Origin of the sequence: Oleiphilus messinensis, from assembly GCF_002162375.1 — a bacterium.
In the GTDB taxonomy this organism is placed as follows: Bacteria; Pseudomonadota; Gammaproteobacteria; order Pseudomonadales; family Oleiphilaceae; genus Oleiphilus; species Oleiphilus messinensis.
This window is the reverse complement of the sequence record NZ_CP021425.1, coordinates 5968862-5989786: the sequence shown is the minus strand read 5'-3', so window position 1 is coordinate 5989786 and position 20925 is coordinate 5968862. Positions and strand designations below refer to the sequence as shown.

Sequence of the window (20925 nt, the reverse complement as noted above, 5' to 3'; positions counted from 1 at the left end):
CAGAAAAGAGTGTGCTACTGCGGAGTGTGCAATGAATAATGGAACTGGCTCGAAACATGATTGGCGGTGTGAAGATTCTTATTACTCATGCTTGACTGCATGTATGGGCGCCACTAATACTGCAGAGCTAAGTTGGGGAGGTGCAGCGTTATTTGTTGGTGAGAATTCAGGTCTAATCTCACAAGGGGCTGGGAAAATGTGTGGTGCAGCTTCAGCTGGTTATGTAGGACTATCAACAGCTGCGTGTGCATTCAGTTGCAGGTCAAGTAATCCAAACTTTGCTTGTGGTTACTAAATTTTGAAGGCTGCAACACTCTACAGAATTTTATTTGGCATCGTTTTAGTGATTGGTGGCACTTACTGGGCAGGTCTAATTGGTGATGTGTTACTGATTTATGCAAGCACCGGTTGTATTGTTGTGGCTGCTTGCATTGGGTGGCTTTGGAATAATGATTGATTTGTTATTTGGATCAGAATTCTAACCGACTTCTGAGTAGGGCGGTATTTGCAAAGTGATCCTATTGGGTTGGCTGGGGGTCTAAATACCTATGGATATACATTTCAAAACCCTGTTAAGTATACAGATCCAACTGGCGAAGCCGTACCAGTGCTATTGTTGTGGGGGGCTGGAGCATTATTAACTGTTGCAGGATTGCCGCAAGATCCAGTTCCTGACCATCCTGATGCAATTAATCCGATAGACATATTTCCCGGCCCATGGAAATTTAAGCTTCCAAAACTGAACCATTGTCCGGACTTAAGAAAAATATATAGCGACGAAGCCGCAAATGATCCCTTTGGAGCGAGCGATATTCCATACAACGCTCTCGATGACATCCTGAAAAGGCACCTTGGTGATGTAGACATCCAAGCCAAAGAATTGAATGAAATTAGCGATTACTTGAAAAAAGGACCGGATGTATTCAATAAAGATCACGGCAACAAAAATTATTTGGATTATGTTAAACAGCACAACAGGAAAGTGAACGAATTTAATAAAACTAATCCCAATCTACCAAAAGTTCCGACAGTAAACCCCTGGAGCCATTGAGTGATCAACTCCTTTATAGTTTCGTCCAGTAAATTTGATGAGCAGGTTCTAGTCACTGGGCCAAGTGGTAGCTTAAAAGCTCTTTTGATCAGCAATGCCGACAGATCAGTGAATTTTGCCTGCTCATTTAAGTTAGTTGATGGAAGAGGTGGAATGTGGATTCATGAAAACTTTCAGAAAGGTGATTTTTTGGATATTACGATAGGCCCACCAAATATTTTACCTTCTGATGTTCCTTTAGAGCTAAGTCAAGGAGACAAGCGTATAGTTCATCCTGTACAAGTCATCAGAACAGAAGTCTTATTAAACGATAAATTACTCTTGGCATCCGAATTTAAAGAAGGATTTTGTTTCCAAGCAGAATTGGAAGTATTTAACAATCTTTGTCGGATTAATTGTTTCTCTATCGATGGTGACTTAAAGGTGAAAGACAATTTGGATGCTCTTGATTTAGAAATAGGCGATCGGGTGCGCTTTAATTTTGCTTAATCTTTTCTAACCACAGGGTAAGACACTCTGCCTAATTAGTCCGAGAACTAAGAGTCGGTGGGTGATGCGGATTAGCGCATGCTGAATCAAACTCTACTTCGTCCACACAGACCACCTGGGTACCCTTCAGGTGCTTACAGATCAAAATCAAAATGTGGTGTGGAAAGGCGAATACACCCCCTTCGGCGAAGTCACCGAAGTGGTCAACACCATCGGACAGGATATTCGCTTTCCTGGGCAATATCATGATCGGGAGACCGGGTATTACTACAATTACTATCGGGATTACGATCCCACGTTAGGCCGGTATTTGCAAAGTGATCCTGTTGGCCTAGGGGGCGGGATCAATACTTATGGGTACGCAAATCAAAACCCGGTAATTTATGTCGATCCTTATGGATTAGATGCTGAAGCTGCTATCGCTTTAGCATTGTCTGACTCTCCTGTGCCTGGCCCTATGGATGTTGCTGCCGGTATAGGGATAGCAGCTCTTGCGCTCATGCCAGGAGATTCGGCACGAAAGGATGCTCAGCATGCTAGGTATCACAAAATATGTGACCAGCCACCACCTCCTCCAAGTGGCGACCCTTGTATAGACGCAGAAAGAAAACGAGATCAAGCTCAACTTTGTTACGACTTACGGAAGAATTGGTCAGATAAATGGGATGAGTCTGGAAGTTCTGCTTGGAACAAACATCAGGGTCAGTTGCAACAAGTGAAGCAGCGAATAATCAATGCAGTGGAAGATATTAAGCGAAACTGTAAGCAGGAGTGTTTTTAGTTATGAAAAATGACTTAAGCAGTGTACTTGCACGCTGTTCAGATACAGCATCTTGGTTTGGCATCGAGTTGAATGGAGTCAATTGTGTAAACCTCATGGATGATACTCCATTACATACGGTTTGTTCGTGGGGGGATCTCGAATCAGCGAGGATTTTAATAGATGCAGGAGCGGATGTTAACGCAAAAGGAGACAATGGATGTTCACCTATATTCAACGGAGTAATAGGCGGCAATCCAAAGGTTTTAGAGTTGTTAATAAGATCTGGGGCACGTGTAAATTCAAAAAATGATGATGGCAGAAGCGTGCTTGAGTATGCAAGAAATATTGGTTCGTCAGAGGATGTAATAAATACTCTTTTGAAAGTTAAAGGGGCTTGAAACTTAGAGGCAGATTGATTTTACTCTGATCAATATGAAACGAGAATAGCGGAGACTGGGTAAATCCGGGACAGGCACTGCTAGTCATCTCTGCTTGGTTTAGTTGTGTTTATATCCGTTAGAGTCGCTTCAAGCGACTCTATGTCCAAAAAACCATCCATTTGAGCCCGAAACATACGTTTCTTCCGGTAATCATCAATAAGCTCTTTGTAGTGGCCAATAAAACCCGGACACTTTTTGAGCGAATTTTTCAGCGCTTACCGGTGGTAGCCCATCATTGAACTGATGCGGTCTTTACCAGTTGTAATAATTCATCAGGAAGTAACTCACATTCCGTTTTGCATCATGAATCGAGCGGTAACTCGTTGAAGGCATCCACTCAACTGGTTTTAGTGTCAATCCAAGCCACGCGGATATTTGCCACCCATTTGCAAATTGGCTGGCATCTCCAAGGGCGGCAATCATTAAGCGTAGCGCTGGACTATTAAATTTGGCAGGAGAACTCGAGAATGGAACGTGCTCTAAATGTATTAATCGTTTTAGATAAAATTATATCCAGATTGATAACTTTTTATCAGTAATTTACCGCTTCAGAATTCCCATGACCAACTCAAATATTATCTTAACTAATTGAAAATAAGCTAATAAAAACTATTTTCAGATAGGAATTGATGAATTGGCACCGCTCTTGAAATAACCCTGTTGAATGCAAAACGGCCCTGGGTGCTGGTTCACAGCCCAGCCCGGCATCAGTTTCTCTGAAACCGGATGTACCGCCAAAACGTATTCGCATGGTCCTTCCACGACCACTTGCTTGTTAGCTCAGTTGGATAGAGCAGTCAGCTCATAACTGATAGGTCACAGGTTCAACTCCTGTACAAGCCACGGTAAACCGAAAGGTTAGGGTTCGACTCCCTAGACTCATTAACGAGAACGGGGCTTTGCCCCAAAAGCGGTATGAATTCCGGGCACCAAAGTTGTTGGTTGCGTGTCCGGCCAGTAGTACCAACGCGGGTGAGCAGCGTATCAGGCTACGCCTGGCATAACGGAATGTGTTTCAAATGGGGGAGTTGTAGAGCCCCTGCGGAACTGTCCCGCAAGTTGATCCAAGCAGTAGATCGGGAGGATCATCAGAGGGCGTTCAAGCATGTCGGTTGACCCTGCTACCCCTCACCCGTTTTATTTGAAATAGAAGCAATGATTGAGCTTCGTGTAATCAAGGAGTAACGCCATGTTCGGCATGACACGAAAAGTACTGGTCGCAGATAATGAACGCGTACTGATGTACAGGGAAAGACAATTTCAACAGGTTCTGACACCGGGTACTTACCGTTTCTGGGATATGGGGCAAAAGCTTTCATTTTTCTCTGTGGCGGTAACGCGCTCTGGTATTACCCATGAGTTGCTGGACGTGTTGTTGCAAAAAGAAGAATTTGCCAACCATGTTGATAGCGTCATGATGCAGGAAAATGAAGTCGGTGTCGTTTATCTCGACAACAAAATTCAACAGCTGCTGCAACCCGGCGAGCGTCTGGTTACCTGGAAGGATAGTTTGAATCTGGAAGTCAAAGTCTTTTCGCTGGATGTGTTGCAGCCAATTGCAGAACCCATGCTTTCACACTTGCTCCGTGCCGGGATGAATCGTACGGCGAGAGCTGAAACGATCCTGAATGCGCTGGTTCCGGATGGCTATGTGGGGCTGTTGTATGAGAATGGAAAATGGATCCAGACTCTGAAACCAGGACGTTACGGCTACTGGTTGTTCAACCGCGATCTGCAAGTGCAGTTATACGATTTGAAACTGCAAATGGTGGAAATTTCCGGTCAGGAAATTCTGACGAAAGACCGGGTGAGCCTGCGGGTTAATTTGAATGCCGTTTATCAATTGGTGGATGTGGAAGTTGCTGCGCAAAAACTGAAAAATGTAGGGGACTACATCTACAAACGCCTGCAGCTTGCGCTGAGGGAAGTGATTGGTACACGGACACTGGATGAACTTCTGAGCGACAAAAATGTTGTTTCCAGCGTCATCTATGACGAGTGCCACGCATCACTGAAAGACTACGGAATCTTTCTGGATCGAGTGGGGGTGAAGGACATCATCCTGCCCGGTGAAATGAAAGAAATCCTGAATCAGGTTGTACAGGCGCAAAAAGCGGCAGAAGCAAACCTGATCAAACGTCGGGAAGAAACCGCCGCGACACGCTCCCTGAGCAACACGGCAAAAATGATGGAAAACAACGCCACCCTCCTGCGTCTCAAGGAACTTGAAACTCTGGAGAAAGTGGTTGAAAAAATCGATCACATCAGTGTTTATGGCGGCCTCGATTCCGTGATGAATGATATGGTGAGATTGACCGGTAAAGCACCCACAGCGGTGAAAAATTAGGGGCCAGGGTTGGCCCCGATATTAATTGCGACTATTCTTTTTCCACGCACTTTGGTGTTCCAATTTCCTGCGCAACTTTAATCTGACAGCTTATAGCGATGCTCCCGCCCTCAAGATAGTAATGATCAATATCAAAGTGAATCATTGTATCTTCAACTGAAATCCCTTCGATATAGGTACCACTGGAGTTTGCAAAATTGATCTTTTCTTTTCCCAAGTCAATCTCTTGAATAGATTGAAGTTGTTTGAAATCCATCCCCGGGGCAGTAAACATTTCGATATCAAGCTTTGGTTCCAGCTCCATGTTGTATTGAATTATGCGAACCAGGTTTTCGCTTATCTGATGGGTTTCCACACTATTAATTGAAACCGGTATAACCGGGCTGCTGTTTTTTTCACCAGCAATAGTGAACGTTGCAGTAAAAAAACCGATTGCCGCTATTGAATAATGGTTCACCATTTCTCCCTGTGTCAGGATAATTGTCGCCTCAATTGATTCCAAACCTGTCAACGCATGAGTAATTGCAACTGGTTGAATTATCTTTATACTACAAATCCGAGCCGAAATTCATGGCTGGTTGGATAGAGATAAACAGATATGGATAGTCTTCGAAAATTTGTAAGTCTGGCTTCAATTGCTTTACTTATACCTGCATGTACATTTACCCCTCAAAGCGTATCCGCTGAGCAATCAAATGGGCATTGTGAAGCCTCTTACGCGACCAGCATCGTTTCCACATCAAGCATTTTGGTGGGAACTGACGTGGTCGACAGCACCTCGTTTGAATTTATAAATACTCAATCAGGCAGTGAGTTTGATGCCGAAATTGGTGGGGCGACAGCTTCAGTTAAATTGAGTACCACCAATGGTGAGTCGTCACTTATTCGTAGTTTTTTTGAACCCGGATTGCCGGTTCAAACTCAACAATACAATGTCCTTTGCGTGAAGGATGGTCGCCTTAGTGCCACCGGTTTAACTGGGCAGTTTGTGGTTGGTGGTGTATTGTTGTTGGAGTCGTCTTCCAATGTTGAAGGCCTCCCTTCAGATTTATGGATATATTATCGACTGAAAAAATAGACCCATGTTCAAGGAAGGACCAGTATGACCCAGAAAAAAACGATCAGAAAAGGCTCCCGTGGCGCTGACGTGATGACCTTACAAAAGCTCTTGAATCGATTGCTCTCACCTTCACCAAACCTGAGTGTTGATGGTGACTTTGGCGCGCAGACAGTGGCAGCCGTCAAGCGATTTCAAGTTGAGGCTAAGCTATCTGTTGACGGTATTGTCGGACGTGGAACTTGGTTTGCATTGTCTCAGGCAACATTGCCTCATTTTTCAAACTCGCTTCCTCAGCATTTATTGGCCGACATTGCCGAACAATATATCGGAACCACTGAAACGGGTAATAATCTAGCCGGTAATAGTCCCAAAATGTTGGAGATATTCAAGGCAGATGATTTAGTTATCAATGGCAGGACGGATGGTTATCCGTGGTGTGCTGCTTTCGTTTCACTTTGTGTTCAGAAGTTATGTTCGCAGTCTCCCTACTATGCTTCACTCATCCCGCCGAGAGAACCTTCAGTACAGCGTTTTCTAAATGAGTGGGCAACCCGTAAAAACTGTTTGGTGTTTACCCCAAAAGATACATTTACCAAAGCCATGCGGGGAGATATTGTTGTATTTACTTTCTCACATATCGGAATTGTGACGGAAAACAAAGGCTCTCTGATCTCAACGATAGAAGGTAATACAAACGCGGCGGGTAGCAGAGAAGGTACTGTAGTTGCACGAAAGCAGAGAACGACTTCAATCATCAAGGCGTATATTCGATTACCTATGATGCCGGTCGATTACAATGATCGAGAAATGAAGTTTGCGAATTATTGTTGATAGGCTAGCGAGCTTATCCAATGATGGCCTGATATGTCGTTCGGCAAATCAGGCTCTGGTGGACATGGAGTGTTGACTGGTATTAAAAATTATACTTAGTTTCGTTTCATCAGATAAAAGTACTCACAAAACACGATAAAACTCGGTCTCGTGTAAATAAAGTCGCTGCAGAAGGCAAAAACTGAGCTGATGATCAGTGGTTTGATACTGGTGCTAGTAAAATCTTCAGACCAGCTACAGATTGAGATAAGAATTAAAGCCAGCACGATTAATGTGCGGCTAATCCAGATTAATCCAGTACGATACTGTTTATGGCCTCTGATGAGCATAATTCCCGGGAAAACGTTACAGGCTACCGCCACAAGGATTAAGCCTAGCTGTAACATTGCACTTGTACCGGTCGTTAACTGTGATCCCAGTAATTTTCCCAGCGAACCGATGAGAAATACAAATGCTGAAATACCGATCAACTGACCGAGAATGAAGCTCGAAGTGCCCGGAGCAAAGAGGATAACTCGATTGCCCGACTTCACCTCTGATACGATTTTCTCTAACTCTGGCAGGGCCGCAGCCCCGCCTTTCGTTGCGCCTGATTCAGGTCGCATAATTGTGTTATTTACTCCCGCCCCTCAACACATTCCGCTTTGTCGGGATTGGTTTTACAGCGTACTTTCAGCATGAGTCGGAGTGCTTTGGGGTCGTAGACGCCTTCTTCTTTCAGGCTGATGCGGACTTCTCTGAGCAAGTTGTCGTAGCCTGCGACTTCATCTCTGGTGGGGCGCATCCAGTGTTGCGGGTTGATTTCCGCTTCGGCGTTGGAGACCATTTTGTGGGCTTCGTCGTATATGCTTGCCGTGTAATCTCGTGCATTCTGGCCGAAGTCTTCCGGGAACTTGTCTTTTTGAATGATGATTTGGAAGGTGAACTGAGCAAGTTTGTAGTCAAACACGCCACCGCTGGTGCCGATGCCTTTGTAGAGTTCCAAGGGGGTGTAGGCGATAGCAGGAGCATAGGCGGCATCAACGCTGCCATTATTGAACTTTCCGGCGAAGCTGGAAGACGTGGCACCCACCACGGATGCTCCGACGTGGCGAACCATGGTTAACGACGCGTGGTCATAGTCCAGGGTCGCAATTTTTTTGCCCTGCAGCTTTTCGACCGAGTTAACGGTGCGGTCCCGTAAAAATAGATAAACCGCTCCGGCAGGGAGTATACCGGCGACTTCGTACTTGCCGCTGGTCAGCAGTTTGGCCGCTTTGCTCTGGTTCAAGGTTTCAAGAACCATTTTCATTTCTTCATCACTGGTGATGGCCCCTAATGCTTCCAGGGAGCCGGTAAAGCGATTGAATTCTCTTGCCCGGGTGCTGGTCAACAGTGCTGCGTCGCACTGTCCTGCTTTCAGGTCTTCTGCTGCAATCTTCTCATCCGTATAGGCTGCAAGCTCCAGGTTCACACCCCACTTGAGTGCCGAAGGTTTGGACGATTTCATCACGTTGAACATCGGCCCATTAGCGCCGACCGGGTCGAAAATGCAGAATTTACGTTCCAGAACGTCTGCATTCACTGAGCTGGTTGCCAGCGTGGCTGCGCCAAAGAGGTTGATTATTGTATTTATTTTCTTCATTTGGATGTATTCCCTTATTTATTTTTTCGATGTGGATTTGTGGTTGCTCGAAGTTTACTGCATGTAAAACCCTGTTTTCTGTACTCCGGTCAGGAAGTTTGTCAGTCGCTTCCGGTTGTTTCGGAGCTTTTTTTGTCGTGCTGATTGGGCGAGATGCCGGTGTCTGGCTCTGCTGCTGCCATTGTTGGCTAATTGTACCAATATCCCGGTTGATTTCTCTTATTAATGTGTACACTTGTGAACTGGTTTTATCATGAACCTTGCGAACCAGCTTCGAGGGATAACGAATCGGGGGGATGCACTCGAGAATACCGAAGGTGATTTTGCTAATGATCCGGTGAATCATCTCCACTGTCGATGTGCCTTTATCGATTGTGCATTCCGCCAGTTGCTGCTTTTCCATGCGCACCTGTTTTCGGAATTGTTCCCGATTTTCCCGGGCGGTGGGCCGCTTTTGTGTCTGCAGTTGCCTGGCATGCTTTTGCAGGTCAACAATTCGAATTGCCGCGTGGCTGTATATCGCACCACAAGCCAATATCAGCATTACAGATAACCATTCACTCGCTAATAGCCACATACTCTGCACCTCACCGGTAAAGCAATTGGACTTTGTGTTCCACGCCTTCTTTATCCAGCTCGATTCTCATATTCTCGACAACCTGTTCGTAGACTTTTTCCTGGATTAATGAAGGGGCGATTTTGGCGATATAAGGGGCGAGCTTAGACTCTCGTTCGGCAAGGCTGAAGGCGTTGGTGACTTCAACCGTTATAAAGGGTTTGATGTTTTTTGCGACTGTTCCGGGATTATTTGCGTGGGGAGTTGTTTCGGAGTCATTGGCCGTGTCCTTCAGCCAGTCCTGAGATGCCATGAAATAGTGGTTTTCAATTCGGCTTACTGTTTTCAGTAACCACATTGCGACACCGAGCAATATCACTAATACTACATTCATCACGATAACGCTCATGAGATTTACCTTTGTTGGTTGTTTATGTGTACAAATGTACACTTTAATTTATTTTCAGTCAACAAGTGTGCACTCAGTTGGCGGTTCATTGTGTTATATCGATTAGCCGTTAAGGAAAACAGAGGGAAAGCAAGATGTCAGGAGTGAGGAAACCAGGTCTGTACCGACAAGGCAGTTTAATTACATCCCGGTTACTGCGCAGACTGGGTTTAGCGATGTGTGTTACTGCACTGGGAGCATGTAATGACAGCTCCAGTGACGCGCCGATCACTGAGCCGGATGTATCGTTCAACGAATGGCAAGCGCTGAACTTGCCGGAAGGTGATATCGCCGAGTTGAAGTGGATCGCTCAAGGTCGTTTTGATCAGAATAAATTAAATATTGTGCTTCGGAATGCCGAGAATGAATACCAGTTGTTCTCCTCATTCGATGCCGGAAATCAGTGGAATGGGGTAGCTGGGCCGGATCTGAGCAGTGGCCGGATCGACAAGGTGTATGCGGATCCAGCTGAGAGCGCCCATTGGTATCTTACGGTCTGTAACGCCTGGCCGGATTTGGGCGGTGGTATTTATCGCACTGACAATGAAGGTCAGAGTTGGGAAAAAGTTGCAGTGATTGAAGCCGAGGGGGAACAGGATATAAGTGCCTGCCCGTCGCTTTTCTTTGGTGTGAATGCCGAATCCTACTTTGTTGCAGACCGTTCTTATCACTCAAATTGGGTGAGCTATTCGGCGGATAAAGGTGAATCCTGGAGCCGGGTGGACTCCGGAGGTTATTCGACATGGGATTTTCCGATAATCAATCCATTCAATGCCAATGAATTCTATGTGTTGGATCAAAATCACGTCAGGGTTATGGCCCTGGCAACGGATCAAAATGAGACCACTCAGGAAATCGGGTCATTTGAATTTCCGCAAAGGGAGGTTTTTGTCGATACTGCGGTTGTAACAATCCTGGCTGACGGTGTCCTTGTGATGGCGGAAAAAACGAGACTGTTGATGAATGATTCCAAGTCCAATGCGAACTGGAAAACGCTGACTTTGCCGGGTGATGCGAATGAAGTATTTGCCCTCACGTCCTGGCAGGGAGACGCAGCAACGGGGTTGGTTATCGCTACGGATAACGGCGTCTGGATTTCATTCAGTCGAGGGGCGCGCTGGCAGCGGCTGGGGGACAGCGAATTGGCAATGAGGCAGTTCTGGGTTATGGGCTCACGAATATACGCCCTGTCTCAGAGTGCAAATGCCGTGTTCTATATTGATAGGCTCGAATAAGCCACTTTCTTTTTTGTTCTCTGTACTTTTTGTACAAGGTTAACCGTTTTTCCCGGTGTTGAGCGCTGGATAAGGTGCCAATAACGTGACCTTTATCCAGCGTAATTCAGGCCGGTTGTATTAGTAGGCGGCCAAACCGTTGATTCTTGGGGCAGCGGCAGTCACAGACTGGATGTTTTTAAGGCTGCCGTTGCCGCGGATGCGGAACGCCACAATTTCTTCAGTTGCCGGGCTGATGGCATAGAGGTGGCGGCCATTTCGGCTCATTGCCATATCCAGTGGATTGGTGCCTTCACCGGTGTTCCCGGTTACGCCATCAAGATCCAGCAAATTCAGAGAACCATCTCGTTCGATACGGAAACCGGAAATTGAGCTGGAACGGGTATTGGTCGTGTAGGCAAAGCGGCCATTCGGCGTGGTGATCAACCAGCATGCAGCTGATTCGGTTGTGGGCACCGCACCGCTGATGATCTCCAATTGCCCGGTTTCAAGAATGTTGTAAGACGATACAGAGCTGGCATTGTCTGCGCCACCTGCGGCTTCCGAGACAACCAGGTGACCTCGGCGGTCAAAATCAAATCCAAATGGCGTGGTACCGACAGATGGGCTGATAACCGCTTCACCGGGTATCCCGTTGTCATCCAGCCAGAATACATCGATCAAATTGGTTGCGCGTTCCGTGACAACTAAAGCATCACCCCAGGGGCTGACTTGAATTTGAGCTGCAGACGTTTCGGTGCCACTGAGTGAACGAATGGCTTCGGCCATTGGCGTCAGTTTGCCGTCGTGGTCAAAGGTAAAACCGTTGATACTGTCGCTGCCGGTATTCAGAACATAGAGTCGATCCTGAAATACGCTTAAACTGATCGGGCGTTCACCGCCGGAAGGTACCTTATCGACCAATTTCAAACCATGTTTATGGACCGAAAATGTGGTTATTTCATTGCTGCCGGCATTCACCACAAACAAAAAATCATTGTCCTTGCTCAGCGCCAGTGCGCCCTGATTTCCAAGCCCGCCGCTGGTGCCAACCCCGTCCGTTGCAAAGGCATCCAAAAACTGTAATTTGCCATTGCCATGTCGGCTGAACATGAGCACTTCGTTGCCTTCGCTGTCGTTGGTTTGGGTGAACACCGCCCCCACTGCAAACTTGTGCCAGATTGAAAGCAGGCTTGAAGAGAGGTTGTCGTTGGCGGTTGTGATGCTCGCGAACGCCATAAGCGGGATTAATGCTGCACAGCGCAGCAATTGCGTAAACTTCATTTGAGTAATCCTGTTTTTGTTCATGTTGTTAATCTTTATTGTTGGAACATTACCGAAGCTTTTATGTAGCAGTGTCGGAACACGGCTCAGTATGTGTCTGAGTTGTTGTGCAAGCCTCCGTAAACCAAGACAAAAGCGTAAAAAAAACATCACAGGAATATCCGCTTGAGGATGTTAACCCCGACTTAACCTCGCTTTCCGTAGTCTTTGGCCACGAACAGGAAAACGAGGGTAAACGATAATGAATTATGGATCGAAACAAGCCCGTTCGAGCGGGATAAGGTGGCCAAAAAAAGGTGCATTCTGGGTATTGATGAGTTGTATTTCCATGGCCCAGGCTGAAGAGCATGCAGATGCGGAGGATGTTGCAATTTCAGGTTATCTGTATTTGCTGTTGGGCGGCAGTGAGACAAAATCACTCACTGAAGTATCGGATCACAGGACACCCATACAATCTCTAAATCAGGCGGCAAAGGCGGAGCGCACTGAAGTCGCTGCATTGTTTTGGGAGGTAAGCTATTTCTTCAACAAGGATCAAACGGCTGTTTATCTGGGATCGATTCCCGGGTTAATCTCTGATCGCTCAAGTTATTTCGGGATCGGCATCAAGCAGCGTTTTGAAAACGGAACGGATGTTAATGTAGGACTCATTCCGCCATTGTCTTTGTTCAACAGGCAGGTCTGGCAGGATCCTTACCAGCTTAAGCGCAAGCGTCAGAAAACGGATTTGGAGACCGCGGGCGTCAGGCTGGCGGTTGAAACGCTCATGGGCAGTCCCTGGTCATTTTACTATGGATATACCCATGAAAAGGTCTCGCAGGAACGGTCGGGCGAGTCCGCGCTCGAGCCTCTGGAGCGTTCGGCACGGGCAGCGCTGAAGCGTTCGGGGGATCAGCACAGTGTTGAGGTTGATTATGTTGTCCCGTTGAGCGAATCGTTCTTCATTGTTCCCCGTCTCCAGTTCATCAGGGCCAATGCCCAGGGGAAAGCATTCCGTTATGATCGAGCCGGTTCTGCGGTGACGCTGTTATATCAGCAGGACACATTGGAGTTTGATGTCACGGTGAATTACAGTGTGGCGCGGTTTGAGGAACGTCATCCGGTTTTCAATCGGGTCAGAAAGGATGAAGGTGTTTCCGTGCAATCCGAATTGGCCTTTATTGAACCATTTGGCTGGAAATCGGTGCGAGTCAGCGGGCTATTCCAGTTGTACGCGAAGCATTCGAACATCCGGTTCTATAACGAAGAATCCATTCTGGCGGGCATCGGATTGTCCTATTTTTATTAGGCTTGCTTCGAACCCTGATATTGACCTGGGAAACTGGAAAAATCGAGATCAATAAAATGAAATTTCTTGTAGCTGTGATGATCGTCATGGTGGTTAATTTGATTGGTCTGTCGGGGCGATCTGCTCAGGCAGATCAGCACCGGCTCGCCCATGACGAGGGGACTACTCCTGATACATTGATGCAGGATGAGTTGCTGACCTTCCATCACGGTCAGCATCAGTTAATGGGGCATTATCTGGCCCCTGTCAGAGACTTGCCGCCGAAAGCGGTACTGTTATTTGTGCATGGTGATGGTGCTTTCACTTATGATGCGGAAGGTTATTATGACGTTTTCTGGGATCGTTTGCGCCGCCAGGGCTATGGGGTTTTCAGTTGGGACAAGCCCGGCGTCGGGGAGTCCTCAGGCAACTGGTTACAACAGTCGATGCAAGATCGACAAGGCGAAGTGCGTGCCGCAATCAGGGCAGTAAAACAACGTTACCTGATTCCGGAGTCCCGTATCGGCTTGATTGGCTTCAGCCAGGCCGGATGGGTGATTCCGGCCTTGGCGAGTGGCGATAGCAACATCGGCTTTGCTATCGGAATCGGTTTTGCCGCCAATTGGATTCAGCAGGGGCAATACTACACGCGAAAACGGCTGGCGTTTGAAGGGGCGAGTGCGGCTGAAATCGAGCAAGCACTGGCGGGTTTTGCCGCAGAAGTCGAATTGTTTGAAAAAGCGCCCGAGTATGCTGTGTATCGGCAATATAAAGGCGCTCAGGCAATGAATGAAGCGCGCTACGGGTTTGTACTCCGTAATTATCGGGCGGATGCCAGTGCAGACTATCAGCGTATTGAAGTGCCTGTGTTGCTACTTTGGGGTGATCAGGACGCCAATGTTGATGCCCGTGCGGAGTACCAACGCTGGCAGACCCGAAAATCCAGTCCAGTCACCCCACGCCTGATCCCCAATGCGACCCATGGGCTGTTGAAGGCAAATCGTTTTCAGGGGCAGACATTCGGGCTGTGGAGCTGGCTAAAGCTGATGTGGTGGCAGCAGGATGCGCTGGCACCCGAGGTGATGCCGGTCATTCTGGATTTTCTGGAGCACCAGACCCGTTAGGGCGTATTCAACTATCGTATTTGGCTGGAAACTGGATTTCAGCAAGCCGTCCTCCAGAAATGTTCTCGGTGTGATGTTGCCACCCCATCCGCGCCGAGATCTGATCCACCAGCGCCAGTCCCAGACCATATCCGTATTCTGCTGCAGATGTGATATCCAGATCGCCTTGGTTACTGTTGCAAATTTGAACCCTTACGCCTTGAATAAGTGCACAATCCCCTGCAACAGGAACCGTTTCAACCTTGATCGAAATGAAGCCTTGTTCGGTATATTGCATGGCGTTTCGGATCAGGTTGCTGATAGCAATGCGGCAAGGTGTTGGCGCAATCTCAATTCGGGTTGGGCTGAGTTGCAATTGTAACTCAACGGTTTTGTTCAGTAGCAGATATTGATTGTCATTCACAATTTCCTGAATGAGTTCATCAATGGCGACCGAATGCGGCTCCACGGGCTCGGGACGTTCCCGGCTCAGCCAGAGCAGGGTTTCTGTCAGATCCCGCATGGTCTGACCGGCGCGTTCAATTCGCGCAATGGGTTGTTCTGTTTTCTCGGGGAAAGGCGTTGCTTTGCGGATATGTTTTAACAGCGTGATGTTACTGGTGACGACCGAAATGGGGGTGCGCAGCTCATGGCTGGCGTTACGCAGAAACTGCTGTTCCCGGGTCACCATGCCGCGGATGCGTTGCAGTGCATGATAGAGTTCAGCCGCAACCGCATTCAGCTCCTGATAGGTGAACTGGTTTGGCGGCTGGTGTAAATCATCCAGTTTGAGCTGGGTGGCCCACCGTTCCAGTTTTCGAATCGGCTTGATCAATTGGTGAGTCATATAGATCACGGCCAGCATGGCAAGTGCGACGGAAATTGCCATGACAGGCCAGAGGGTATTGATGGTTTGTAGCACGAAAAATTCCGTAGCTTCGTTCAGATCGTTCTGATCATACTGTGAAAGGAGATACAGACGTTTGCCATCATGGAGGTCGTAGGGAAATAGAAAGTAGACGCGCTCGGCTTCCTCGTGATAGAGCAGCGTTTTATTCTGATGTTCCGTTACCGGAAAATGGCGGCGAACGAAATCTGGCAAGGTCTCAAATTCAAGAGTTGCAGTGATATGTTCGGTGTTTGGCAGTGGTGTGGAAGAGGATGATTGATATTGTGCGGCGTACCCAATGCTGATTTTTTCCAGTTGCCATAGCTCCGCAGAGTCCATGCCCTTGGACATAAACCAGAAGGCAACCAGTGAGTACCCTGCTGAAATAATCAACAGAAGAGTACAGGTGTAGATCATTACAAAGCGGCGAATACTTTTGCCGAGCATTAATTTGAGTCCTTGAGTCTGAAACCAAAACCCGGAACGGTTTCTACAAGCCCGGTCTCGAATCCCTTATCAAGCTGTTGACGCAGATTGTGCAGATGTACTTTCAGGCTGTTACTGTCGGGAAGATTATCTCCCCAAAGTGCTGCTTCCAGTTCCTGCCGACTGACCACCGCCGGGAAATGACGCATCAGCGTTTCCAGAAGACGCCAACTGCTTGGGGATATCTTCAATAGTGTACCGGCACGCAACACTTCCTTTCTGTCCAGATCCATCTCCAGCGTTGCTGCGAGCAACTTTCGTACTTGCCCGCTTCGACGCTTGGCAAGCGCCCGGACACGTACCAAAACCTCATCCAGATCAAAGGGTTTAACCAGATAATCATCCGTTCCTGCATGAAAGCCAGCGAGTTTGTCATCCAGGGTGTCTCGAGCGGTGAGCATTAACACGGGGGTGTCCTGACCGGACTGGCGCAAGCGCTCACAGAGTGTCAAACCATTCATTCTGGGCAGATTCAAATCCAGTAGAATAACTCCATAGGTATTCTGTTGCGCCAACGTTAACCCGGATTGACCATTGGCGGCATGGTCACAGTTAATCCCCTCCATTTCAAGGAACTGAAGCAGTGTATTCGCAAGATCAATATCATCTTCGACCAGCAGTACCGGTAACGTCATATACTGTCAGCGCCTCGACGGTCGGGGAGAAAGTCTTCCTGTATTGCCAGGAGTATCGGTATCAGGATCAAGGTGATTGTGGTCGCAAATAAAATGCCATAGGCCAGCGATACCGCGGTCGGAATGAGAAACTGGGCCTGTTCTGAGGTTTCCCTCAAGAGAGGCAACAAGCCGACAAATGTCGTGAGTGATGTCAATAAAATAGCTCTCAATCGATTGTGCCCTGCTTCCAGAAGTGCGCTGATAATCGGCTTATGCTGCGCTCTTGATTCATTATAGCGAACCACCAGTAACAGGCTGTCGTTCACGACAATGCCGCTTAATGCGAGTATGCCAAACAAGGATAGCAGGCTTACCGGAAGACCCTGAATCCAGTGGCCGACAATCGCTCCCATAATCCCGAAGGGTATAGCGGCCATAATCAGCAGGGGTTGGCTGTAGGATTTCAGCGGCACCGCCAATAAAATATAAATCAGAAGCAAAGACAGACCGAATATCTTGATCAGCGATGCGGATGCCTCCGCATCCTCTTTGGCCTCTCCGGCAAGTTGGATATGTAGCCCCGGGTGTGCCGCTAACAGGGCAGGAAAAGTATGGTCTTCCAGAATTTTAATAATAGCACTGGGGGAGGTGATTTGTTTATCAACGTTTGCCACGATAAAGTTAGCCCGTTGATTATCTATCCGGGTGATATAGCTGTTGCCGTAACTTTCGGAAATGGTTGCCACCACTGACAGAGGAACAAAACGGGCATCGGGAAGCCTGATCCGCATCTCACTGAGTGTGGTGATATCACCGCGTAATCTCTCGGGGTAGCGCACCCAGACTTTGACCTCGTGACTTCCTCGTTGGAACTGTTGCACCTCAATACCGTGATAGGCGTATTGAATCTGTTTTGCCAAATCGGCCTGGGTCAAACCCAGCGTGCGTCCGACCGGAGATAGGGTCAGTTGAATTTGCGGAATACCCGGCTTGAGATTGTCCTGAATATCGGTCACGCCAGGTAACGTTTGCAGGTGATTTTTGATGGCTTCTCCTGCTGTACGTAAAGTTTCTGTGGAGTCTGCCAGAAGTTCGATTCGCAGATCTTCCGCGCCCACCCAACTGCTGACAAATTTCAGGATATCTGTAGCTTCGAGACTGCCAACGGCGGCGCGCCAGCGTTGGGTAATTTCTTCTGTACTGATTGGGCGTTCAGAACGGGGGCTGAGTTCAACCGTCACTTCACCGATCAAGTCGTTTTGCAGATAGGCCTGGCGTTTGACGATCACAGGCTGGTCGAGATTATACGCTTCCATGATGGCCTGATTGACCCGCACTATTGCCTGCTCGATATGATCGGTATGTTGTTCTGCCAGGCCATACCCCGCCCCGTCTTCCAGCATAAAATAACCCGAGATGGTATCGCCGGGTACATCCGGAAAAAATACATAGCGCACGGTACCGCTGGAAAGCAGCGCAATACTGCCTAACCAGAACACGATGAAGGTCAGCAGGGTAATATAGCGATACCTGAGCGCCTGTTTGAGTGCCGGCAAATAAAGCCAACGGGTGAATACCTCGAGGCCTTGTGATACCCCTGTTTGCACGGTTTTCCAGATATTCCGGTGTCTCGCAACGGTGCCAGGCGACTTTTCCGGGTGAGCGGCAGGTGCGAGGTGGGCGGGAAGAATCAGCTTGGACTCCAGTAATGAAAAGCTCAGGCAGACCACCACAATAACGGCAAACTGCGCAAATATTTTACCCATTTCTCCGGCCACCAGACCCAGTGGCCAAAATGCGGCCACGGTTGTCAGTATGCCAAACAGGGTTGGGGTCGCAACCCGTTTAACGCCTTGAATGGTGCTTTGGCGGTGCGCGCCATAGCGTTGGTGGTGAGTATGGACACTTTCACCGACCACCACGGCATCATCAACCACCAGACCGAGGGCGATGATCAGTCCGAAGCTGGTTAATTCGTTCAGGGAAAGGTCGAGCAGCGTGTCGTTCATCAGAATAAAGGTGCCCGCGAAACAAACCGGCAGTCCCATCGCAACCCAAAATGCAATCCGTAAATTCAGGAATAAAGCGAGCACAAGAAAAACCAGTGCCATCCCGGTCACCCCGTTTTCAATCATCAGGGATAAGCGGCTCTGGATGAATTTGCTTTGGTCATACCAGCTCTCAATCTGCACATCCATGGGTAATCGACCGCTGGCGCGAATGGTCTGAATGGTCTGGTGTGCCTGTTCCGTGATGGCGTTAATGTCCGAGCGATTATCCATGATAATCTGCAAGCCGACAGACGGTTGCCCGGAAAAGCGCATCCAATGCCGTGTGCGCTGGGTATAACTGTCGCGAATATGCGCGACGTCGCCAAGCACAAGCTCCCCGCCATCGGGGGTGTTGAGCAGTGGTATGTGGGCGAAATCAAGCTCTTGCTGCCGTTGTTGATTCGCACTCAGGGTCACGGTGCTTTGCGGATTGCGAATCTCCCCGGCAACTTCAGTGACCGAGTTAGCGGAAATGGCTTCCGCCACGTCCGGCAACGAAAGATTAAAGGCCTGCAGTTGCTGCTCGTCAACGGTGACCTCTATTTCCGGTTTGCGCAAACCATGCACTGCGACTTTCTGAATGGCGGGCTGGCGCAATAATGCCTGACGAATCTCTCGGGCAAGTGTAGCCAAAGTCGTCTCATCGGCAGGGCCAAAAAGCTGAACCCACAGTGCATGTTCGTGCCATTGCGCGGCGGAGACGATGGGCTTTTCAGCCCGGCTTGGAAAGGTGGCGATGGCATCGACACGGTTTTTGACCGCAGTGAGCAGCTCGGACAACGGGTAGTCACCCTGCTTTTCAATGGTCACTGTACTCCCCTGTGCTGTCGATTCGGAGATGATTTGTTTCACACCGATAAGGCCTTGCAGGGCATCTTCAATTTTCATTGCAATACCCTTTTCCGCCTGGGCCGCAGAACCACTCTCGAACGTCACCGAGACCGTGATATATTTGGGGGGCAGAGGAGGAAAACCTTCCTGGCGCAGGGCGTTTGCGGTAACAAGCCCGACGATCAGAATAAACGCCATCAGCAAATTGGCGGCGACCGGATTGTTCACAAACCAGTCGATGAGTCCTGACTTTTCTCCTTCACTCATATTTGCGCCTCATTGGCCTGGACCTGAGTGTTCACGAGGTAATGGCTCAGGGGATGTCTGAGTATCCGCCAGGCCCGTTTATGGTCTTGTTCCGGCAGCCGGATATAGACATCCCCCTGTTTTTGAAACACCGGAGTCGCGGCAATCCGTTGTAAGCGATTGTCGTCATCCAGATACCAGACGAAGCCATTTCGTGTCAGGGCACTGGCGGGAAGTTTGTACAACCCGGGCAGTTCCAGCCCGGAAATACGGGCCTCCAGGAAACGGCCGGGCAGGAGTACCGGGGTTTGTTCATACGGCGCATCAACGGTAATGATGAGCGCCCGTTGCCGGGTTGTGACGTCGATATGATTTTCTACCCGGCTGATATAACCTGACCACTGGGGCGGGGAATTTAACAGGCTCAGTTCCACTGGCCACTGAAGCTGGATCAAGTCCTGCTCGGCAGGGAGTAATTGCCATTGTTGTTCGGATAACAGAACACGCATTTCGAATTGATCACGACCGTAAATTGAAACCAGTGGATCGCCCTGTTGAACATAGCGACCCGGTGCGACATAACGGTTGATGATCACCCCGGAGAACGGTGCTTTAACCTCGGTGTTCGCCAGATTTCGACGGGCCAGAGCGAGCAGTGATTCTGAGCGGGCGAGTCGCTGTTGGGCAACATTGAAGTGAGGCGTGCGCCAAACCAGCGGTGAATCCGGTTGCTTTCCGGGCTGCATGTGCGCCCACTCTTGTTTGGCTTGCTTGACCGCTCTGCGCTCTTCCGCCAGATTGAGTTCGGCGTAGGCCAACTCCAGTTGCGCTGCGGACACCGCATCGAGGTAGGCCTGGTTATCGATGGTGATCAGCGTGTCTTCTTTGGCCACCTGCTGTCCGGTAATCCCATTCACAATTTCGCTTATTTCACCTTCGACTTGCGCGGTGATCTCGACTTGATAACGCGGTAGGGTTTGCCCGCGCACGATGACTTCTGTGCTATACGTCTGAGCCGAAACGGTCGTCACCTCAACCACCGGCAGCGAGGGCGGGGATGCAGAAACCTGTGTTGCAGAAACCTGTATTGCAGAAACCTGTGTTGCTTCAGTGCTCTCCGCCGGTGTGAAAATGAAGTCCACAAGGCACACCATCACGCCAATCAATGCAAGAATCACAAGCCCGGTTTTACGCCGGGCAAACACTGTTTTGAGATTCATTGCTTGTCCCCTGGTCGTCTTAGTGCGACAGCACCAACCCTTCTGAAAGGTAAACGGGTTATGTAATCTTGCTCGTTTTCGTACATATCAGGGCCTCTTGTTTTGCCT

Annotated in this window: 20 protein-coding genes, 1 tRNA gene and 1 pseudogene; 11 read left to right on the top strand and 11 right to left on the bottom strand. The window is 48.6% G+C overall.

Annotated features, from left to right (window positions below; translation table 11 throughout):
• Positions 1-505 precede the first annotated feature (505 nt).
• From OLMES_RS26025 to OLMES_RS26010, 4 genes are all read left to right on the top strand, one after another.
• Positions 506-1051: a hypothetical protein gene (locus OLMES_RS26025; protein WP_087463943.1), complete on the top strand. Its 546-nt coding sequence runs from the start codon at positions 506-508 to the stop codon at positions 1049-1051.
• Positions 1052-1540, top strand: a complete 489-nt coding sequence (locus OLMES_RS26020; RefSeq protein WP_087463942.1) for a hypothetical protein — start codon at positions 1052-1054, stop codon at positions 1538-1540.
• An 85-nt stretch (positions 1541-1625) separates the two neighbouring features.
• Positions 1626-2321, top strand: a complete 696-nt coding sequence (locus OLMES_RS26015) for an RHS repeat domain-containing protein (protein WP_087463941.1) — start codon at positions 1626-1628, stop codon at positions 2319-2321.
• Positions 2322-2323: 2 nt separating this feature from the next.
• Positions 2324-2701 carry an ankyrin repeat domain-containing protein gene (locus OLMES_RS26010; protein WP_087463940.1) on the top strand — a complete coding sequence of 126 codons (378 nt, stop codon included), beginning with the start codon at positions 2324-2326 and terminating at the stop codon, positions 2699-2701.
• A gap of 195 nt (positions 2702-2896) precedes the next feature.
• On the opposite strand, the pseudogene OLMES_RS29110 reads toward OLMES_RS26010, so the two are convergent.
• Positions 2897-3082: pseudogene (locus tag OLMES_RS29110) on the bottom strand (hypothetical protein); the annotation flags it as partial.
• Positions 3083-3512: 430 nt separating this feature from the next.
• Between OLMES_RS29110 and OLMES_RS26005 the strand changes: the two are divergent.
• Positions 3513-3586 (top strand) — tRNA-Ile (locus OLMES_RS26005).
• A 346-nt stretch (positions 3587-3932) separates the two neighbouring features.
• Positions 3933-5090 (top strand): slipin family protein, encoded by a 1158-nt coding sequence (locus OLMES_RS26000; RefSeq protein WP_087463939.1) that lies wholly within the window; start codon positions 3933-3935, stop codon positions 5088-5090.
• A gap of 31 nt (positions 5091-5121) precedes the next feature.
• On the opposite strand, the gene OLMES_RS25995 is transcribed toward OLMES_RS26000, so the two are convergent.
• Positions 5122-5592, bottom strand: a complete 471-nt coding sequence (locus tag OLMES_RS25995; protein ID WP_198343133.1) for a hypothetical protein — start codon at positions 5590-5592, stop codon at positions 5122-5124.
• A gap of 96 nt (positions 5593-5688) precedes the next feature.
• Here OLMES_RS25995 and OLMES_RS25990 point away from each other — a divergent pair, with 96 nt between their 5' ends.
• Complete coding sequence (locus OLMES_RS25990) at positions 5689-6168, top strand: hypothetical protein (protein WP_087463937.1); 480 nt, start codon at positions 5689-5691, stop codon at positions 6166-6168.
• A gap of 24 nt (positions 6169-6192) precedes the next feature.
• Complete coding sequence (locus tag OLMES_RS25985) at positions 6193-6981, top strand: peptidoglycan-binding protein (protein ID WP_087463936.1); 789 nt, start codon at positions 6193-6195, stop codon at positions 6979-6981.
• A 95-nt stretch (positions 6982-7076) separates the two neighbouring features.
• Here OLMES_RS25985 and OLMES_RS25980 read toward each other — a convergent pair whose 3' ends face one another.
• Genes OLMES_RS25980 through OLMES_RS25965 form a run of 4 tightly spaced genes read right to left on the bottom strand, consistent with a single transcriptional unit; the run spans position 7077 to position 9570 of the window.
• Positions 7077-7586, bottom strand: coding sequence for a hypothetical protein (locus OLMES_RS25980; protein ID WP_087463935.1), 510 nt, complete (start codon positions 7584-7586; stop codon positions 7077-7079).
• 11 nt (positions 7587-7597) lie between these two features.
• Positions 7598-8605 carry a putative solute-binding protein gene (locus OLMES_RS25975; protein WP_157678622.1) on the bottom strand — a complete coding sequence of 336 codons (1008 nt, stop codon included), beginning with the start codon at positions 8603-8605 and terminating at the stop codon, positions 7598-7600.
• Positions 8520-9182: a hypothetical protein gene (locus OLMES_RS25970; protein ID WP_157678621.1), complete on the bottom strand. Its 663-nt coding sequence runs from the start codon at positions 9180-9182 to the stop codon at positions 8520-8522. The genes OLMES_RS25975 and OLMES_RS25970 overlap by 86 nt, the downstream gene beginning before the upstream one ends.
• 10 nt (positions 9183-9192) lie before the next feature.
• Positions 9193-9570 carry a hypothetical protein gene (locus OLMES_RS25965; protein ID WP_087463933.1) on the bottom strand — a complete coding sequence of 126 codons (378 nt, stop codon included), beginning with the start codon at positions 9568-9570 and terminating at the stop codon, positions 9193-9195.
• A gap of 134 nt (positions 9571-9704) precedes the next feature.
• Between OLMES_RS25965 and OLMES_RS25960 the strand changes: the two genes are divergently transcribed.
• Entirely contained in the window at positions 9705-10844 is a 1140-nt protein-coding gene (locus OLMES_RS25960) for a hypothetical protein (protein WP_157678620.1), read from the top strand.
• Between the two features lie 120 nt (positions 10845-10964).
• On the opposite strand, the gene OLMES_RS25955 is transcribed toward OLMES_RS25960, so the two are convergent.
• Positions 10965-12107 carry a lactonase family protein gene (locus OLMES_RS25955; RefSeq protein WP_198343132.1) on the bottom strand — a complete coding sequence of 381 codons (1143 nt, stop codon included), beginning with the start codon at positions 12105-12107 and terminating at the stop codon, positions 10965-10967.
• 241 nt (positions 12108-12348) lie between these two features.
• Between OLMES_RS25955 and OLMES_RS25950 the strand changes: the two genes are divergently transcribed.
• Together OLMES_RS25950 and OLMES_RS25945 are read left to right on the top strand one after the other, a co-directional pair.
• The gene (locus OLMES_RS25950; RefSeq protein WP_087463930.1) at positions 12349-13395 is read left to right on the top strand and encodes a DUF2860 family protein; all 1047 of its coding nucleotides are present in this window, start codon (positions 12349-12351) and stop codon (positions 13393-13395) included.
• A gap of 56 nt (positions 13396-13451) precedes the next feature.
• Entirely contained in the window at positions 13452-14498 is a 1047-nt protein-coding gene (locus OLMES_RS25945) for an alpha/beta hydrolase family protein (RefSeq protein WP_157678616.1), read from the top strand.
• 7 nt (positions 14499-14505) lie between these two features.
• On the opposite strand, the gene OLMES_RS25940 is transcribed toward OLMES_RS25945, so the two are convergent.
• From OLMES_RS25940 to OLMES_RS25925, 4 genes are read right to left on the bottom strand one after another with little or no spacing between them, the layout of a single operon-like run.
• Positions 14506-15813: a sensor histidine kinase gene (locus OLMES_RS25940; RefSeq protein WP_087463928.1), complete on the bottom strand. Its 1308-nt coding sequence runs from the start codon at positions 15811-15813 to the stop codon at positions 14506-14508.
• Positions 15813-16487 (bottom strand): response regulator transcription factor, encoded by a 675-nt coding sequence (locus OLMES_RS25935; RefSeq protein WP_087463927.1) that lies wholly within the window; start codon positions 16485-16487, stop codon positions 15813-15815. The genes OLMES_RS25940 and OLMES_RS25935 overlap by 1 nt, the downstream gene beginning before the upstream one ends.
• Complete coding sequence (locus tag OLMES_RS25930; RefSeq protein ID WP_087463926.1) at positions 16484-19618, bottom strand: efflux RND transporter permease subunit; 3135 nt, start codon at positions 19616-19618, stop codon at positions 16484-16486. Before OLMES_RS25930 ends, OLMES_RS25935 begins: the two co-directional genes overlap by 4 nt.
• A complete protein-coding gene (locus OLMES_RS25925) occupies positions 19615-20817 on the bottom strand; it encodes an efflux RND transporter periplasmic adaptor subunit (protein WP_087463925.1) in 1203 nt (400 codons plus the stop codon). Before OLMES_RS25925 ends, OLMES_RS25930 begins: the two co-directional genes overlap by 4 nt.
• Positions 20818-20925: the final 108 nt, after the last annotated feature.

Excerpts from the sequence above, each read along its gene's own strand:
- OLMES_RS25925 (WP_087463925.1), bottom strand. The coding sequence starts at position 20,817 with ATGAATCTCAAAACAGTGTTTGCCCGGCGTAAAACCGGGCTTGTGATT.
- OLMES_RS25935 (WP_087463927.1), bottom strand. The coding sequence starts at position 16,487 with ATGACGTTACCGGTACTGCTGGTCGAAGATGATATTGATCTTGCGAAT.
- OLMES_RS25975 (WP_157678622.1), bottom strand. The coding sequence starts at position 8,605 with ATGAAGAAAATAAATACAATAATCAACCTCTTTGGCGCAGCCACGCTG.
- OLMES_RS25965 (WP_087463933.1), bottom strand. The coding sequence starts at position 9,570 with ATGAGCGTTATCGTGATGAATGTAGTATTAGTGATATTGCTCGGTGTC.
- OLMES_RS25955 (WP_198343132.1), bottom strand. The coding sequence starts at position 12,107 with ATGAAGTTTACGCAATTGCTGCGCTGTGCAGCATTAATCCCGCTTATG.
- OLMES_RS25945 (WP_157678616.1), top strand. The coding sequence starts at position 13,452 with ATGAAATTTCTTGTAGCTGTGATGATCGTCATGGTGGTTAATTTGATT.
- OLMES_RS25990 (WP_087463937.1), top strand. The coding sequence starts at position 5,689 with ATGGATAGTCTTCGAAAATTTGTAAGTCTGGCTTCAATTGCTTTACTT.
- OLMES_RS25985 (WP_087463936.1), top strand. The coding sequence starts at position 6,193 with ATGACCCAGAAAAAAACGATCAGAAAAGGCTCCCGTGGCGCTGACGTG.
- OLMES_RS25980 (WP_087463935.1), bottom strand. The coding sequence starts at position 7,586 with ATGCGACCTGAATCAGGCGCAACGAAAGGCGGGGCTGCGGCCCTGCCA.
- OLMES_RS26000 (WP_087463939.1), top strand. The coding sequence starts at position 3,933 with ATGTTCGGCATGACACGAAAAGTACTGGTCGCAGATAATGAACGCGTA.
- OLMES_RS25950 (WP_087463930.1), top strand. The coding sequence starts at position 12,349 with ATGAATTATGGATCGAAACAAGCCCGTTCGAGCGGGATAAGGTGGCCA.
- OLMES_RS26010 (WP_087463940.1), top strand. The coding sequence starts at position 2,324 with ATGAAAAATGACTTAAGCAGTGTACTTGCACGCTGTTCAGATACAGCA.
- OLMES_RS25960 (WP_157678620.1), top strand. The coding sequence starts at position 9,705 with ATGTCAGGAGTGAGGAAACCAGGTCTGTACCGACAAGGCAGTTTAATT.
- OLMES_RS25930 (WP_087463926.1), bottom strand. The coding sequence starts at position 19,618 with ATGAGTGAAGGAGAAAAGTCAGGACTCATCGACTGGTTTGTGAACAAT.
- OLMES_RS25970 (WP_157678621.1), bottom strand. The coding sequence starts at position 9,182 with ATGTGGCTATTAGCGAGTGAATGGTTATCTGTAATGCTGATATTGGCT.
- OLMES_RS25940 (WP_087463928.1), bottom strand. The coding sequence starts at position 15,813 with ATGCTCGGCAAAAGTATTCGCCGCTTTGTAATGATCTACACCTGTACT.